The sequence below is a fragment of the Oceanobacillus halophilus genome, assembly GCF_003628505.1.
Classification (GTDB): Bacteria; Bacillota; Bacilli; order Bacillales; family Amphibacillaceae; genus Oceanobacillus; species Oceanobacillus halophilus.
In genome coordinates this window covers 615,195-631,152 of the sequence record NZ_RBZP01000001.1, presented here as the reverse complement: position 1 = coordinate 631,152, position 15,958 = coordinate 615,195, and the positions used below count along the sequence as shown (strand labels likewise).

The window sequence follows — 15,958 nt, the reverse complement described above, 5'->3', positions numbered from 1 at the left end:
GTGAATTTATTTACTTTGCTGGTGGCTTTTTTTAAAGATAAGAAAGTATATAATTTTCTACTCATCAAGTTAGAATTATGGATAATGAAATCGGCTATTTCGCCGATTTCCTCCAATCCAACTTCTGACCTCTGACCTCTGGAAAGACGAGGCGATAGCCGAGTTTTTCTTAAAAGATAAGAAAGTATATAAATTTGCCTCTACTACAGCGTTTCTAGTTGAATCTCTCATTCGTTCTAATTATGGTGAATTGCTTGGACTCGCTTCGCCAGAATACTACGCTTTCCGCGGGCACGGCCTCAGCCTCCTCGCGGGAAACCAGAACTGCGCCTGCGTCTACTAGTAACGCTCCGAAGTAGGCTTCCTCGGTGCAAGGGCCAAAGAAGCTTAATCAAGTAGTTCCCTCGCTGTGGGGTCTTCGGACACGTGCTATTCCCGCAGGAGTCTCCGTATTCTGCCTCCGCTAATTATGGTTTTCTGCTTGATGTATCGCATTGAACGATAAAGAAACTTTTGAAATATTTTTCACGACTAAAGAGATAAAAACATGTTGTTAAAGGCACTAATATAGATTAAATTAGTACAGACTAGCGGAGGAAATACATGGAGACTCCTGTGGGAGGATGGGCCTAGGTGAGACCCCGCAGTGCGATAGCACAAGGAGGCTCAGCAGCCGCCCACGGAAAGCGTAATGTATTTCCGTAGCGGGTAAACGCACAAATCATCATTCTAGAAATTAACACATTCAGTAAAAGACGAGCGAATGCGAGTTTTTCTTAACCAAGTGATACCAAAATCTGTAGTGGTACATTTCTTCTAATTTTCTCCATTTATATTGGCCAGTTAAGTTCTTATCTTTTTATTCCATTCATAATATGAATGTGAGAGGGGGATGCACCGTTGAAAAAATTGCAACAGCGTGTTCAATCATTATTAATTAACTCTTTTGCACTTCCTTCTGATGTAATCCTTGAATTGCCTCGGATTACAGTCATCGGACAAATTCACGTGTACATTGAAAATCACCAAGGGCTGGCTACATATTCAGACACGGAACTTAAATTAAAAATTAATAAAGGATATATTCAAATAAAGGGTAAATCCTTTGTTTTGAAAATGATGCTTCCAGAAGAAATTTTACTTGAAGGAACGATAACTGATATTAAATTTTTGCCAGAATAATTTTGCAAAAGCTATAGGAGGAGGAAATGAGACAAGTACAAGGTGCATTCATAACTGGATATGTCACTATATTAATTAAAGGAAAGCATCCTGAGTTATTTTTTCAGCAATGTACAAGGAATGGGATAACAGTTTGGGATATAAGAAAAATAGCAGAAGATAGCTGTGAAGGGAATATAAAATTATCAGATGTTAAAAAGACACGAAAGCTAATAAGACGGACACACTTCAAGTTATCTTTTGTGAAAAAGAAAGGATATCCTTTCTTTTATAAGAGATTTATGAATAAAAAACCTCTGTTGATTGCACTTTTATTAAGTTTTATCCTTGCTATATTTTTATCGAATATATTGTGGAAAATTGAAATAACGGGAGTACCTAAAGAAATCGAAGAGAAAATTGAAAAACAATTAGATACGTATGGAATTCACCGTGGTACATGGATTTTTTCATTAGATTCTCCCAATACGATTCAGCAAAAATTGGTAGAAGATGTTCCAGAATTATTATGGGTAGGCGTGGATCAAAAAGGGACAACCTATTATCTAGAGGGAGTAGAAAAAGTAATCGTAAAAGAGGCAGAAAAAAATCAGCCAAGAAATTTAATAGCCACCAAAAAAGGGGTTATCAAGAGAATGTATGTAGCGAAAGGACTTCCAATGGTTCAAGTAAATGATTATGTTGAACCTGGAGATCTGTTAGTATCTGGGGAAATCGGAGCAAGTGAAGATAGCGAAGAAGAGGATGAAGATGATAAAGAAGAAAGCAGAGTAGACTATGTTGCTGCAGAAGGAGAAATTACTGGCCAAACCTGGTACGAGGTAAAGGTAACTATCCCTCTTGAGTACGATTATGAAGAATTAACTGGTAACAAGGAAAAGAAGTATTTTATAAAAGTAGGTGATTTTCAATTACCTATATGGGGATTTGGAAATCCATCATTTGAAAATGTTCATTATGAATCAACTGAGAATCCGATTAACTTGTTAAAATGGGAATTACCATTAAGTATTGTGGACACAGTAATAAGTGAGAAAATTTATCAAAAAGGAAAAAGAACAAAAGAAGAAGCTATACAAGCAGGAATTGAACAAGCAAGATCAGATTTGTTATTAGAATTAGGACCAGAAGCAAAAATATTGTCAGAAAAAGTTTTGCATGAATCTAATGAGCGTGGTAAAGTTAAATTGAACCTTTATCTCACAGTAGAGGAAAATATTGCAAGTGTACAACCTATAAGTCAAGGAGATTAACTATGTCTGAAAATTTAACAGAGATTGATTTGCATGTTTCAAATCCAAGTGAAGCATTAGCATTATTTGGAACAAATGATAAACATCTTAAGTTAATTGAAAAGAAACTGCGTGTCTCAATTGTTTCGAGGGGAGAATTGGTAAGAGTATCTGGAGATGCTGATGCTATAGCACTTGTACAGGATATATTGACAACACTTTTAACAGTTGTCAAGAAAGGTATTAATATTTCTGAACGAGATATCGTCTATGCCGTTGATTTAGCAAAACAAGGAAAAATTAACCAACTCGAGACATTGTTTGAGGATGAAATAACGAAGAATGCAAAAGGAAAAGAGATTCGTGTAAAAACACTTGGACAAAAAAGTTATGTGTCAGCCATCAAATCAAAAGACCTAGTTTTTGGAATTGGTCCAGCCGGTACTGGGAAGACATTTTTAGCGGTCGTTATGGCAGTAAGTGCCTTAAAAAAAGGGGAAGTTAAAAGAATCATTCTTACAAGGCCTGCAGTAGAAGCGGGTGAAAGTTTGGGATTTTTACCTGGAGACTTAAAAGAAAAAGTAGATCCATACTTGAGGCCATTGTATGATGCTCTACATGATGTGTTAGGTGCTGAGCACACACTTCGTTTAATTGAAAGGGAAACTATTGAAATTGCCCCTTTAGCCTATATGCGCGGCAGAACCTTAGATGATGCATTTATTATTCTTGATGAAGCGCAAAATACAACAACTGCACAAATGAAAATGTTTTTAACACGTTTAGGTTTTGGCTCAAAAATGGTCATAACTGGAGACATTACACAAATTGATTTACCTAAAGGAGTGCAGTCAGGCCTTCGAGTATCTGAAAGGATATTATCAAACGTTAACGACATCTCTTTTATATATTTAACCCAAACAGATGTTGTAAGACACCCACTTGTTCAAAAAATAATTGAAGCTTATGAAAAAAGTGACTCGTAATAAAGAAAAAGATAAGACCCGCAATAAACAGGGTCTTATTTCTGTATGATGAGCTAGGTTAGGGGGGGAATCAGTGAAAGAAAAGCGGAAAAGTATGTTATCAGTCTTTAAGGAGAAAAAATCAGAATGGTTAATATTACCAGGAGTTTTTATGTTAGGAATTGTTTTCTTTTTTCTGACTATGAGTAACGTACATACTGAAACGTATGATTTGGACCGTTTTAGTATTGCATCAGAGACGATTCGATCACCTATTACGATTGAAGATGAGCAAGAAACGGTAAGGAAGACACGGGAAACGGTGCAATCCATTCCTGACCGATTTGATATCTCGGATGAAATAACAAATGAACAAATTAATTTTGCAGAAGAAATTTTCGATGCTATTCTAACAATAGAAGAAGATAATAAGCTTGATGTTGATAAGGAAAATCAGGATCAAGATAAATTAATACCACTGACAGAACAAGAGAAAGTACAACGTTTAAAGATGTTATTGTCAGATGAAATATCATCAGTCATTAATGATCAAACACTAATGCAATTAATGCAAATTCCAATAGAGGATCGTGAAGCGGGACAAAAGCTTCTTGTTGATTCCTTGGAACAAACATTAAATAATGGAGTACGTACAGAAAACTTGCAGTCAGCTATTTCTACTGTAAAAGAAAATATCAAATATTCTACGATCAATGAAGATTTAAAAGTTCCTTTAAATAAGCTTACCGAATTTTTAGTTGTTGAAAATTCCTTTTTTGATGTTGAACAGACAATGGAAGCAAGGAAGGAAGCTGCAAGTAATGTGGAACCAGTTGTTATTAGAGCTGGGGAAGTAATCGTTAGAGAAGGTCAAACCATTACGAATGAAGTTTATGAGAATCTCGAGTTAGTTGGTGTTTTGGATAAACAGCGGAATGTCTTTCCGATTATTGGATTGATACTTTTTATTATTTTGGTATGTTCTATCATAGCTTATGAATTACACCTAATGAATAGGAATAATAATTTAGATAGGGCGAAAATTATAACTGTCCTTATAGTGACTTTTTTAGCAGTATCCATAATGAAAATAGTAAGTCTTTTTACAATAGAGTATAATGAACTTTATTATATTGTACCAATTGCCACAAGTTCATTGCTTTTGAAACTACTTATTAATGAGCGTTTAGCTCTAATTATGGCTGCTCTTTACGCAATTTTAGGTAGTATTATATTTAACGGTGAAATAGCGGGTTACTTAAATGCGGAGGCAGGAGTCTATCTGTTTTTCTCGCAAGTCTCAAGTATTTACTTTTTAATGAATGTAAAAGACAAGACATCCATCTTGAAATCGGGATTTGGAATAACCGTTGTTAATATAGCATCTGTATTACTATTTATATTTCTTTCCTTTGAAAAATATGCACTTCAGGATTTATTAGTACATTCAGGTTTCGCGGTAGTATCTGCTGTTCTTTCGTCCGTGCTAGCCATCGGACTTCTTCCCTTCTTTGAAACCGGATTGAATATCTTATCAGACGTAAAACTTTTACAATTGTCGAGTCCGAATCAACCACTGCTGAAAAAGATTTTAACAGAAGCTCCTGGTACATATCATCACTCTATTATGGTAGCAAATTTAAGTGAATCAGCTTGTGAAGCGATAGGTGCAAATGGATTGTTGGCAAGAGTAGGTGCATATTATCATGATATTGGAAAGACAGTAAAACCGCATTACTTTATTGAAAACCAATTGTCAATAAGAAATCCGCATGATTTCATTGATCCTAGTGAAAGTGCAAGAATTATTATCAATCACCCATATGATGGTGCAGAACTTTTAAAAAAATATAATATGCCAAAAGAAATTATTGATATTGCAATACAACATCATGGAACAAGTTTAGTCAAGTTCTTTTATTATAAAGAAAAGGAAAACAATAAATATGTAAAAGAATCTGATTTTAGGTATCCTGGGCCTAAGCCACAGACAAAGGAGGCGGCTATTATTTCCATTAGTGATTCAATTGAAGCGGCTGTCCGATCGTTAAAAGAGCCTACGGAGGAAAAAATTGAGGAAATTGTTTCATCCATCATTCAGGATCGTATGACAGATGGCCAGTTAGACGAGAGTCCACTTACTTTAAAAGAATTAAAACTGATTCAAAAAACCACCTGTGAAGCATTAAAAGGTATCTTCCATTCCAGAATACAGTATCCAATAAAGGAGGCAAAATAAAATGCATATAGACTTTCATGATGATACAAAGACAGTAAATGAGGATATTGTTGACTTATTGTATCGCTTGCTTCAGTTTGCAGCTGAAAAAGAAAATGTAGTTAAAGAAGCGGAGATTTCCGTTAATTTTGTCGGCAATAAAGAAATACAAGAAATTAATCGAAATTATCGTCAAAAAAATGTCCCAACAGATGTTATTTCATTTGCGATGCAAGAATCTGTAGAAGGCGAGTTGGCTATAATTGGGGAAGAAGACGAGATCCCTTTAACCTTAGGAGATATTGTTATTTCGGTCGAAAAAGCGAAAGAACAAGCAAAAGAATATCATCATTCCTATGAGAGAGAACTTGGCTTTCTTGCAGTTCATGGCTTCCTTCATTTACTAGGATATGATCATATGAATGTGAATGACGAGAAAAAGATGTTTGGTCGTCAAGAAGAAATTCTCGGAGAGTTTGGTCTTGAAAGGTAAGAGAAAGAAAATAGGTTTTTCCTATGCGTGGAAAGGTTTAAGGGACATATATAAGAATGAGTTGAATTTTAGGATTCACCTGGTTGCAGCACTTCTTGTAGTAATAGTTAGTATATTCCTGCCATTATCTGCTTTGGAATGGGTGTTGATTATCTTTGCTATTGGATTTGTTTTAGTTGTAGAAATAATAAATAGTATTATTGAACGTATGATGGACTATTTAAAACCAGAATATCATCCGACGGTAAGATTTATAAAGGATGCAGCTGCTGGGGCGGTTTTAGTTACAGCAATTGTTGCTGTGCTTATTGGAATTATCATTTTTCTGCCAAAATTATATGTACTATTATCAGCCTTACTGTAAGGCTGATTTTTATTTCTAATGATAAAATGTTATTTTTATATAAAGAGAAACTTTTAGAAGCTTTTGTCGAATGTATGAAAGTATTCGCAAATTGTAGTATTATATTGATAACAGAAAAATTTGTTTTCAATACATACTCCTAAACATAAAAACATCTTGGAGGAAAAAACATGGAAGATAATTATAAATCAGGTTTTATTGCTATTATAGGACGACCAAATGTAGGAAAATCTACTTTCTTAAATAGAGTAATCGGGCAAAAAATTGCCATCATGAGTGATAAGCCCCAAACTACACGTAACAAAATTCAAGGTGTTCTAACCACCCATGATTCTCAAATTATTTTTATTGATACGCCTGGGATACATAAGCCAAAGCATCGTCTTGGAGACTTTATGGTGCAAGTAGCAGAAAATACACTAAATGAAGTGGATGCTGTTTTATTCATGATTAATGCTAAAGAAGGGTATGGGAAAGGGGATCAATTTATCATAGACCTTCTAGCAAAAACCAAAAGACCAGTATTTCTAATCATCAATAAGATTGATTTAATTCATCCAGATGATGTATTCCCTTTAATTGAACAATACAAAGACAAAGCTAATTTTCAAGAAGTTATTCCAATATCTGCCCTTCAGGGGAATAATGTGAATCATTTACTAGAAGTACTGAAAAGTCACTTGCCTGAAGGACCACAATATTATCCAGAAGACCAGGTTACGGATCATCCTGAACGTTTTATTATAACTGAATTGATTAGGGAAAAAGTACTGGAATTAACAAGAGAAGAGATTCCACATTCTATTACAGTTGTTATGGAGAACTTAGAAAAAAGGGACTCTAATGCTATCTTTATTCAAGCGACAATTGTTACAGAAAGAAAAACACAAAAAGGAATTCTAATTGGTAAACAAGGAAGTATGCTTAAAAAAATTGGAAAAAATGCTCGCAAGGATATTGAAGCCCTATTAGGTTCAAAAGTATATCTGGAGCTTTGGGTGAAAGTTAAAAAAGATTGGAGAAATAAGCAAAGTCAATTGCACGAGTATGGTTTTCGCAGTGACGAGTATTAATTAGTAAACATGGTAAATTTTAATACTTATGATTGTTCCATTCTGGGTCAAGCTAAGAGTACAGTTACATTATTAATAAATTGAAAGGTGGGTTTTTTATGATCGACCTTACGTGGAAAGTGTTTAGTCAAACAGGGAGTATCGAAACCTATTTATTGTATAAGGAAATAGAAAACGATTATCACAATGCAAACCTAAGGGAAAACGAGGAAGAATCACCACTAGAATCAAATCTATAATGTAACTTACTCGAGCACATGCTAAATGAGGAATATTTAAACGTATTTTATTTTATGTCCTTATATAAGAAAGCGCACGATAAGGGAGAATAGTCAGCTAAGTTTTCCCTTATTTGAGGCATTAGAAAGGTGAAGCTACGTGCTTGAAAAAATTGACGGTATAGTAATGAAAACAAAGGACTATGGAGAAACTCATAAATTAGTAACTATTTTCAGTAAGAGAATTGGAAAGTTTACAGCACTCGCTAGAGGGGCAAAGAAACCAAAGAGTCGAATGGCTGCAGTTACGCAGCCATTCATCTATGCTCAATTTTTTGTTTATGTAAATAAAGGTTTAAGTACGATACAACAAGGAGAAATCATTGATTCCAATAGAACCATTCGTGAAGATATTATAAAAACTGCCTATGCTGCGTACCTTATGGAAATCACAGATAAATTAATTGAAGATAAACAACCAGTTTTATATACATTTGACCAACTACAGCAAACCATGCGTTATGTTTCAGAAAAGGATGAAGCAGATATACCGGTCATGATGTACGAACTTAAATTATATAAAATAGGCGGTTTTGCTCCTACTGTAGAACACTGTGTAAGGTGCGGAAGGAAAGAAAGTCCTTTTGCTTTTTCTTTTGCAGAAGGAGGGTTACTCTGTAGAAGATGCATGCACTTGGATACAGAATCTGTTTCTTTGTCGAATACTTTAGTCAAACTGCTGTATATTTTTTCAGAAGTTGGATTAGAAAGAGTAGGTTCTATATCCGTAAAATCTGAAAATAAAAATCTTCTTAGACAGTTGTTAGATACTTATTATGATCGATACGGTGGTTATTATCTTAAATCGAGGAAATTTCTAAATCAATTAGATATGTTTAAATAGACTTTAATTGACAGAATGAATGTGATACAGTATTATTTGTACATAATTTGATTGAATATTAAGTTGCAACGAAGGAGAAGAGTACTTGCTGTTGATTCTATTTTAAGCGAGTCCAGGATAGTGTGAGCTGGATAATAGGATAGCAAGGAACGGCACTCCAGAGCAATTTAGATAAAGTGGCTCTAAAAAATTAGAGCAAATAGGGTGGAACCGCGGTAAAAGCCGTCCCTATGCCTGTTCACAGGCATAGGGACGGCTTTTATTGTTAGTCCTGATTTATTAAAAGTGTTGTTTATGATTTTGATAGAAACTTCGGCTAAATTTAATTAAGAACAGTGTGGCTCTCGCATACATTTACGAATGTTTCGTGCTCCTATCCACCTGTATAATGTCGATGGCTCGTTTTATCTATATAGCCATACAACATGCTAGGAAGTTAAAAAGCACTAAATAATAATGGAGGTTAGAACGAATGAATATCCAGAATATGATATTAACGCTTCAACAGTATTGGTCAGAACAGAATTGTATTTTACTGCAAGCATATGACGTAGAAAAAGGAGCAGGGACTATGTCACCAATGACTTTGCTCCGCAGTTTAGGACCTGAGCCTTGGAATGTAGCATATGTTGAACCATCCAGAAGACCTGATGATGGAAGATATGGAGAAAATCCTAATCGTCTCTATCAGCATCACCAATTTCAAGTAATTATGAAACCATCACCTGACAATATTCAAGACTTGTATTTAGATTCTTTAAAGAAACTAGGAATTGATCCTTTAAAACACGATATTCGTTTTGTGGAAGATAATTGGGAAAACCCAACTTTAGGTGCAGCTGGACTTGGATGGGAAGTATGGTTAGACGGGATGGAAATTACTCAATTTACTTATTTCCAGCAAATTGGCGGTTTGGAAGCAAACCCAGTGGCTGTTGAGTTAACGTATGGAATTGAACGTCTCGCATCATACATTCAGGATAAAGAGAATGTATTCGAATTAGAATGGAATAATGGGGTAACAGTTCACGATATTTTTTATCAGCCAGAATTAGAGCATTCAAAATATACCTTTGAGGAATCGAATACAGAAATGTTATTTGAACTCTTTACTATGTATGAAGAAGAAGCGAAAACAACAATGGAAAAAGGACTTGTTTTTCCAGCGTATGATTATGTGTTGAAATGTTCTCATACATTTAACCTGCTTGATGCAAAAGGGGTTATTTCCGTAACAGAACGTACCGGTTATATTTCTCGTATCAGAAACCTAGCTAGGCGAATAGCGAAAGCTTATGTTGCAGAACGTGAACGCTTAGGATACCCAATGTTAAAGAAGGAGGAGAAATAAATGGCTAAGAATGTTCTATTTGAAGTAGGATTAGAAGAGTTGCCTGCGCGGTTTGTAGATGATGCAGAGAAACAACTGCTAGAAAAAACAATTACTTGGTTGAATGAAACCAGAATCTCCTTTGAAGATGTAACGACTTTTTCAACACCAAGAAGACTTTCGGTTTTAATTAGAGGTATGGCGGACGTGCAAGAAACCATAGAGGAAGAAGCAAAAGGTCCAGCTGAAAAAATTGCTATAGATGAGAATGGAAACTGGACAAAAGCTGCCATAGGTTTTACCAAAGGACAAGGGATGTCAGTTGAAGACATTTATACAAAAGAAATCAAAGGAACGAGGTATATTTTTGTTAAAAAACGTATAGAGGGTAAGAAGTCAAGTGAGTTACTTCCTGGTTTTAAAGAAATTATTGAATCGATTCAATTTGGTAAGAATATGCGCTGGTCTACAGAAACAATGAGATATGCTCGTCCTATTCGTTGGTTACTAGCCTTATATGATAAGGAAGTTGTTCCCTTTGAAATTGCTTCTGTATCGACAAGTAATAAAACATATGGACATCGTTTCTTGGGTAATGAAGTGATTATAAATGATCCGTTAGAATACCGGGCTGCTCTACGCAATGAATATGTGATAGTGGATTCTAAAGAACGGGAACAAATGATACTAGAGCAAATAAAGGATTTGGAGGAAAAAGAAAATCTCCTTATCCCGGTAGATGAAGATCTTTTAGATGAGGTTCGAAACTTAGTTGAATTTCCAACGGTTTTCATCGGGTCCTTTGAAAAGAAATTTTTAAAACTACCTTCCGAAGTTTTAATAACATCGATGAAAGAACATCAAAGATATTTTCCTGCGATGTCAACAAACGAAGAATTACTACCAAAATTTGTTGGTGTGCGAAATGGAGATAATAAATCTATTGAGAATGTTGCAAAAGGAAATGAGAAAGTTCTTCGAGCACGTTTATCTGATGCTGAGTTTTTCTACGAAGAAGATCAGAAAAACTCAATTGATTTCTACTTAGAAAAATTACAGCGTGTTGTTTTCCAAGAAAAATTAGGAACATATGCGGATAAAGTTTCACGTGTTGTAACGATAACTAACCATTTGTGTAAAATGTTAGATGTGGAGGAAAAGGTAGCGAAAAATGCAATCCGAGCAGCTGAAATTAGTAAATTTGATTTAATGACAAATATGGTGAATGAATTTACTGAACTTCAGGGAATAATTGGAGAAAAATACGCTATTTTATTCGGTGAAAACCAAGATGTGGCAAAAACTATACGGGAACATTATTTACCGAAACAAGCAAATGGTGACTTGCCTGATTCTATTCCAGGTTCAATTGTAAGTATTGCTGATAAGGTAGATACAATTGTTGGATGTATCTCTATTGGATTAGTTCCGACAGGCTCTCAAGATCCATATGGGTTGCGTCGTCAAGCAACTGGTATATTACGAATTCTTAGTGATAAAAAATGGAGTATTTCACTAGAATCAATTTTAAACATAGTAAAATCAGTATATGCAAACACAGATATTCAGCTACAAGATAATGCTACAATTACCAAGGCACTTAACGAATTTTTCCAATTACGTACTACTTTCTTATTAAAGGAAGATGATATAGAAACAGACATAATTCATTCCGTCACAGCTAAGGAAATAGGTGTATTTGATTATACAGAAAAGAAAGCTGCATTGTTGTCACAGAAACGTAATGAACCGGCTTTTAAACCAATACAGGAAGCTTTAGTACGTGTCTTAAACTTAGCAGGTAAAACAGATGAGATGAAAATAAATAGTACTCTTTTTGAAACCGAATCTGAAAAAATCCTATATTCCACATTCCAGGAGATCGTACCTGATTATGAGAAAGCGAATAAGGAACTAGATGCGGATCTATCACTTAGTATTTTAAGTAAATTAGCTGAACCGATACATAACTTTTTTGACAACACTATGGTTATGGCAAATGATGAAAAGATTAAGAATAATCGCTTGGCTTTACTAAATACTATTGCAGCGTCTATTAAAGAATTTGCTGACTTATCATTAATTGAATGGAAACAACATCAGTAATGTTACGGTATTATCCTTTCAGATGTGTTGATGAATATAAAAGTATGACATAATTTCCTTTTTTGAATTAAATGGTTTATAATTAAATTTAAATAGTATGTCATATTTAGTGGGCGGTGAAAGGATGGAATTATCAAAAAGGCAAGATCAGATTATAGAAATTGTAAAGGCAAATGGTCCTATTACCGGAGAAAATATAGCTGAGAAATTAAATTTAACGAGAGCAACACTCAGACCCGATTTAGCCATTTTAACAATGGCTGGTTTCCTGGAAGCAAGACCTCGTGTAGGTTATTTTTTTACTGGAAAAACTGGATCTGAACTGCTCTCAGAAAAAATAAAAAAATATAAAGTGCATGATTTTCAACAAATTCCAATTGTTGTAAAAGAAGATGTATCCGTGTATGATGCTATTTCTACCATGTTTTTAGAGGATGTTGGAACATTATTCGTTGTTAATGATCATGCTTGTTTAACTGGAGTATTATCTCGAAAGGATTTGTTAAGAGCTAGTATGGGACAGCAGGACTTGAATAATATTGCTGTACATATCATTATGACTAGAATGCCAAATATAACTGTATGTAGAAAAGATGATTTATTGCTAGATGCTGCGCAACAACTAATTAATAAACAAATTGATGGTTTGCCGGTTGTCAAAGATAAGGATGAAGGATTAGCAGTAGTTGGAAGAATAACAAAAACAACCATTACAAGAGTTTTTGTTGAACTAGCAATAGAAAGTCATGTATAAGATATCATTAACTGAGATGGAATGGAGGGGGAAGAAGAATGAGTGAACGTATTGTTTATGTTCTTTCAGATTCTGTAGGGGAGACGGCAGAACTTGTTGTGAAAGCCGGGCTTAGTCAGTTTAATAGTGAGAATTATAAAATTTTCCGTATCCCTTACGTAGAAGATAAAGAAACAATTGATGAATCCTTGCAGCTAGCTGTAGAGAATCAAGGGATTATTGGATTTACACTTGTTAATCCTGAGTTGCGAGAATATATAAATAAACAAGCAAGTAAGTTACGAGTGGAAGCTATTGATATTATGGGCCCAATGATTGCTGCAATGGAAAGAGTATTCCAGACTTCCCCTCGGATGGAAGCAGGGTTAGTACATAAGCTTGATGAGGATTACTTTAAGCGAGTGGAAGCAATAGAGTTCGCTGTGAAATATGATGATGGAAGGGATCCAAGAGGCATAGCTAGAGCAGATATTATTTTAATTGGGGTTTCTCGTACTTCAAAAACCCCACTCTCCCAATATCTTGCACATAAGCGAATAAAGGTTGCAAATGTACCCATTGTGCCTGAAGTTGACCCACCTGAAGAGTTATTTGAAGTTGACCCTAGTAAATGCATAGGATTGCGAATTAGACCAGAGAAACTAAATGAAATAAGAAAAGAGCGTTTGAAAGCTTTAGGACTTGGGAATCAAGCAACCTATGCCAATTTAGACAGAATTCATCAAGAACTTGATTATTTCAACAAAGTAGTGGATAGAATAGATTGTAAAGTAATTGATGTTTCTAATAAAGCAGTAGAAGAAACGGCAAATGTAATTTTACAGATGATTCATAAGTAAAAAGAGAATCACTTTAAAGTGGAGCATTCTACATTCTTTCTGTAGAATGTTTTTCTTCTTTATGGAAAAATTTCAATCTTTTATATAGAATTTTTACTCAGATTGTATTATAATAATAATTTGTGTAAAGATATATATAATAAGTACAAATGCTTGATAAATGGATATTCTGAAAAATTAAACATTCATAATAAAGAAGGAATCCAATAGTTTCTTGTAGAAATAGTAATTAAAGCTAATTGTAGTAGCTTTAATTTAATATTTTGTCCTTCATGTATTTAAATAATAGGAAAAAATTTCTTCGTGAGGAAAAGAATTAAAATTATAAAAGGAGAAAAGCGACGAAATAAAAAAACTAATGATTTTTTTAGAAAAAAATGTCGAAAAATGAAGGATTATTTAAAATGATGAAGAATAATATAGTATGGTGGTTTATATGGCCAATCAAATACCTGAAGAAGTTATAGAAGAGATACGCAAATCCAATGATATTGTGGATGTTATAGGTGAATTTGTTCAATTAAAAAAACAGGGTAGAAATTATTTCGGGCTTTGTCCATTCCATGGTGAAAAGACACCTTCTTTTTCCGTAACACAGGAGAAACAGATTTTCCACTGTTTTGGCTGCGGAAAAGGTGGCAATGTTGTTACATTTATGATGGAATTGGAAAATTTATCTTTTGTAGAAGCAATCAAGTATTTGGCAGGAAGAAGCGGATTGTCTATACCAGATGTTGATGAGGACAAAGATTCCACATTTTCTAAAGAGAATCAGAGTACGTTATCCGCTTATGAATGGTTAACTAAACTATATCACCACTTATTAAGATTTACAAAGGATGGGAAAGAAGGGTACCAATATCTAAAAAATAGGGGTATTAGTGACAACGCCATTGATGAATTTCAATTAGGTTTTGCTCCAAATGTGAAGGATTTTACTGCCGAATTTTTAAAAAAGAAAGGGTTCAATCAAGCGTTATTAGTGAAAGCAGGTTTACTTTCTTTACAAAATGACAATAGTGTAACTGACCGATTTAGGGGAAGAATTATATTCCCAATCAGAAATCATATCGGTAAAACAATTGCTTTTGGTGGAAGAACCATAACAGGTGGGGAACCCAAATACTTAAATAGTTCTGAAAGTGAATTATTCCAAAAAGGAAAGATACTTTACAATTTTGATTTAGCAAAGAAACATATTCGCAAAGAAAATGAAGTAATATTATTTGAAGGCTATATGGATGTTATATCTGCCTATCAGGCGGGAATAAATAATGTTATAGCTACTTTGGGAACTGCTTTAACAGAGTATCAGGCGAAATTGTTAAATCGTTATGTTGACACCGTTGTAATTTGCTATGATGGCGATAATGCTGGTCTGGAAGCAACATATAAGGCTGCTAACCTGTTAAGGAAGGTAGGCTGTCAAGTGAAAATTGCAAACTTGCAGGATGATCTAGACCCAGACAGTTTTATCAAAGCTCATGGTGGAGACGCCTTTAGGAATGAAGTTCTTTCTACAGGGGATACTTATATACATTTTTATATGCGGTATCTGAAAAAAGATTACAACCTTACTCTTGAAGGGGATCGTATTCAATATATAGAAAATATCCTAAAAGAACTTGCACAAATTGATAGTTCTGTCGAAAGGGAATATTATTTAAGCGAAATTCATAAAGAATATAATATTTCAATGCAGTCGCTTACTGAAGAAATTGAAAAATTAAGAAGCAACCAAGGATATTCACCGCAGAAAAAGGATAATACCATTCAGAACAGAAATACTAAGAGAACAAATAGAAATCATTCAGCTTCAAAGTTATTGCCTGCATTTCAAAATGCAGAAAGAAAGCTGCTTTCCTATATGTTACAGGATGCACTGATTGCAGAAAAAGTGCAAGATGAACTAGGTGCAGGGTTTAATATGGATGCTCATAAAATTATCGCAACTTATTTATATGCCTTTTACGAAGAGGGACATCCTCCTGACGTAAGTTTATTCATTGAAAAGCTTACAGACCCTGAGTTTAAGAAAATTGTAACAGAAATTGCTATGCTTCCTGTTCTGGAAGAAATAAGTGACAAAGAAATAAATGATTATATTCGTATTATTCAAGAACACCGAAATGACTATAGCAGTATTCAAGCATTAAAAGAACAGCAGAAATTAGCAGAACAGCAAAATGACCCATTAAAAGCTGCACAAATTGCTATGCAAATTATTGAAATTAAAAAGCAATTAAAGCAGACAAATTAAATTTCGACAAATTCGGAAGG

At 34.4% G+C, this 15,958-nt stretch carries 14 protein-coding genes and 1 other annotated feature; all 14 genes read left to right on the top strand.

Going from position 1 to position 15,958, the window contains the following annotated elements; all coding sequences use genetic code 11:
- Positions 1-900: 900 nt before the first annotated feature.
- The 14 genes from yqfC (at position 901) to dnaG (ending at position 15,938) form a co-directional block, all read left to right on the top strand.
- Complete coding sequence (gene yqfC / locus D8M06_RS03240) at positions 901-1,182, top strand: sporulation protein YqfC (protein WP_121202900.1); 282 nt, start codon at positions 901-903, stop codon at positions 1,180-1,182.
- A 26-nt stretch (positions 1,183-1,208) separates the two neighbouring features.
- A complete protein-coding gene (gene yqfD, locus D8M06_RS03235; protein ID WP_121202899.1) occupies positions 1,209-2,435 on the top strand; it encodes a sporulation protein YqfD in 1,227 nt (408 codons plus the stop codon).
- A gap of 2 nt (positions 2,436-2,437) precedes the next feature.
- Positions 2,438-3,400 carry a PhoH family protein gene (locus D8M06_RS03230; protein WP_121202898.1) on the top strand — a complete coding sequence of 321 codons (963 nt, stop codon included), beginning with the start codon at positions 2,438-2,440 and terminating at the stop codon, positions 3,398-3,400.
- 73 nt (positions 3,401-3,473) lie between these two features.
- Positions 3,474-5,618, top strand: a complete 2,145-nt coding sequence (locus tag D8M06_RS03225) for an HD family phosphohydrolase (RefSeq protein WP_338322945.1) — start codon at positions 3,474-3,476, stop codon at positions 5,616-5,618.
- A gap of 1 nt (position 5,619) precedes the next feature.
- Positions 5,620-6,090 (top strand): rRNA maturation RNase YbeY, encoded by a 471-nt coding sequence (gene ybeY, locus D8M06_RS03220; protein WP_121202897.1) that lies wholly within the window; start codon positions 5,620-5,622, stop codon positions 6,088-6,090.
- Positions 6,080-6,454, top strand: a complete 375-nt coding sequence (locus D8M06_RS03215; RefSeq protein ID WP_241558793.1) for a diacylglycerol kinase family protein — start codon at positions 6,080-6,082, stop codon at positions 6,452-6,454. Before ybeY ends, D8M06_RS03215 begins: the two co-directional genes overlap by 11 nt.
- Before the next feature lie 170 nt (positions 6,455-6,624).
- Positions 6,625-7,527 (top strand): GTPase Era, encoded by a 903-nt coding sequence (era, locus tag D8M06_RS03210; protein WP_121202895.1) that lies wholly within the window; start codon positions 6,625-6,627, stop codon positions 7,525-7,527.
- Between the two features lie 98 nt (positions 7,528-7,625).
- Entirely contained in the window at positions 7,626-7,766 is a 141-nt protein-coding gene (locus D8M06_RS03205) for a YqzL family protein (protein ID WP_121202894.1), read from the top strand.
- A gap of 139 nt (positions 7,767-7,905) precedes the next feature.
- The gene (gene recO, locus D8M06_RS03200; protein ID WP_121202893.1) at positions 7,906-8,649 is read left to right on the top strand and encodes a DNA repair protein RecO; all 744 of its coding nucleotides are present in this window, start codon (positions 7,906-7,908) and stop codon (positions 8,647-8,649) included.
- A 59-nt stretch (positions 8,650-8,708) separates the two neighbouring features.
- Positions 8,709-8,882: a binding site (T-box leader), on the top strand.
- 239 nt (positions 8,883-9,121) lie between these two features.
- On the top strand, positions 9,122-10,000 hold the full coding sequence (glyQ, locus tag D8M06_RS03195; RefSeq protein ID WP_121202892.1) for a glycine--tRNA ligase subunit alpha: 879 nt from the start codon (positions 9,122-9,124) through the stop codon (positions 9,998-10,000).
- On the top strand, positions 10,001-12,085 hold the full coding sequence (gene glyS / locus D8M06_RS03190; protein ID WP_121202891.1) for a glycine--tRNA ligase subunit beta: 2,085 nt from the start codon (positions 10,001-10,003) through the stop codon (positions 12,083-12,085).
- A 124-nt stretch (positions 12,086-12,209) separates the two neighbouring features.
- Positions 12,210-12,839 carry a transcriptional regulator CcpN gene (ccpN, locus tag D8M06_RS03185; protein ID WP_121202890.1) on the top strand — a complete coding sequence of 210 codons (630 nt, stop codon included), beginning with the start codon at positions 12,210-12,212 and terminating at the stop codon, positions 12,837-12,839.
- A gap of 38 nt (positions 12,840-12,877) precedes the next feature.
- Entirely contained in the window at positions 12,878-13,678 is an 801-nt protein-coding gene (locus D8M06_RS03180) for a pyruvate, water dikinase regulatory protein (protein WP_121202889.1), read from the top strand.
- A 436-nt stretch (positions 13,679-14,114) separates the two neighbouring features.
- Positions 14,115-15,938, top strand: coding sequence for a DNA primase (dnaG, locus tag D8M06_RS03175; RefSeq protein WP_121202888.1), 1,824 nt, complete (start codon positions 14,115-14,117; stop codon positions 15,936-15,938).
- Positions 15,939-15,958: the final 20 nt, after the last annotated feature.

Excerpts from the sequence above, each read along its gene's own strand:
- D8M06_RS03205 (WP_121202894.1), top strand. The coding sequence starts at position 7,626 with ATGATCGACCTTACGTGGAAAGTGTTTAGTCAAACAGGGAGTATCGAA.
- ccpN (WP_121202890.1), top strand. The coding sequence starts at position 12,210 with ATGGAATTATCAAAAAGGCAAGATCAGATTATAGAAATTGTAAAGGCA.
- D8M06_RS03180 (WP_121202889.1), top strand. The coding sequence starts at position 12,878 with ATGAGTGAACGTATTGTTTATGTTCTTTCAGATTCTGTAGGGGAGACG.
- D8M06_RS03230 (WP_121202898.1), top strand. The coding sequence starts at position 2,438 with ATGTCTGAAAATTTAACAGAGATTGATTTGCATGTTTCAAATCCAAGT.
- era (WP_121202895.1), top strand. The coding sequence starts at position 6,625 with ATGGAAGATAATTATAAATCAGGTTTTATTGCTATTATAGGACGACCA.
- yqfD (WP_121202899.1), top strand. The coding sequence starts at position 1,209 with ATGAGACAAGTACAAGGTGCATTCATAACTGGATATGTCACTATATTA.
- glyS (WP_121202891.1), top strand. The coding sequence starts at position 10,001 with ATGGCTAAGAATGTTCTATTTGAAGTAGGATTAGAAGAGTTGCCTGCG.
- ybeY (WP_121202897.1), top strand. The coding sequence starts at position 5,620 with ATGCATATAGACTTTCATGATGATACAAAGACAGTAAATGAGGATATT.
- glyQ (WP_121202892.1), top strand. The coding sequence starts at position 9,122 with ATGAATATCCAGAATATGATATTAACGCTTCAACAGTATTGGTCAGAA.
- dnaG (WP_121202888.1), top strand. The coding sequence starts at position 14,115 with ATGGCCAATCAAATACCTGAAGAAGTTATAGAAGAGATACGCAAATCC.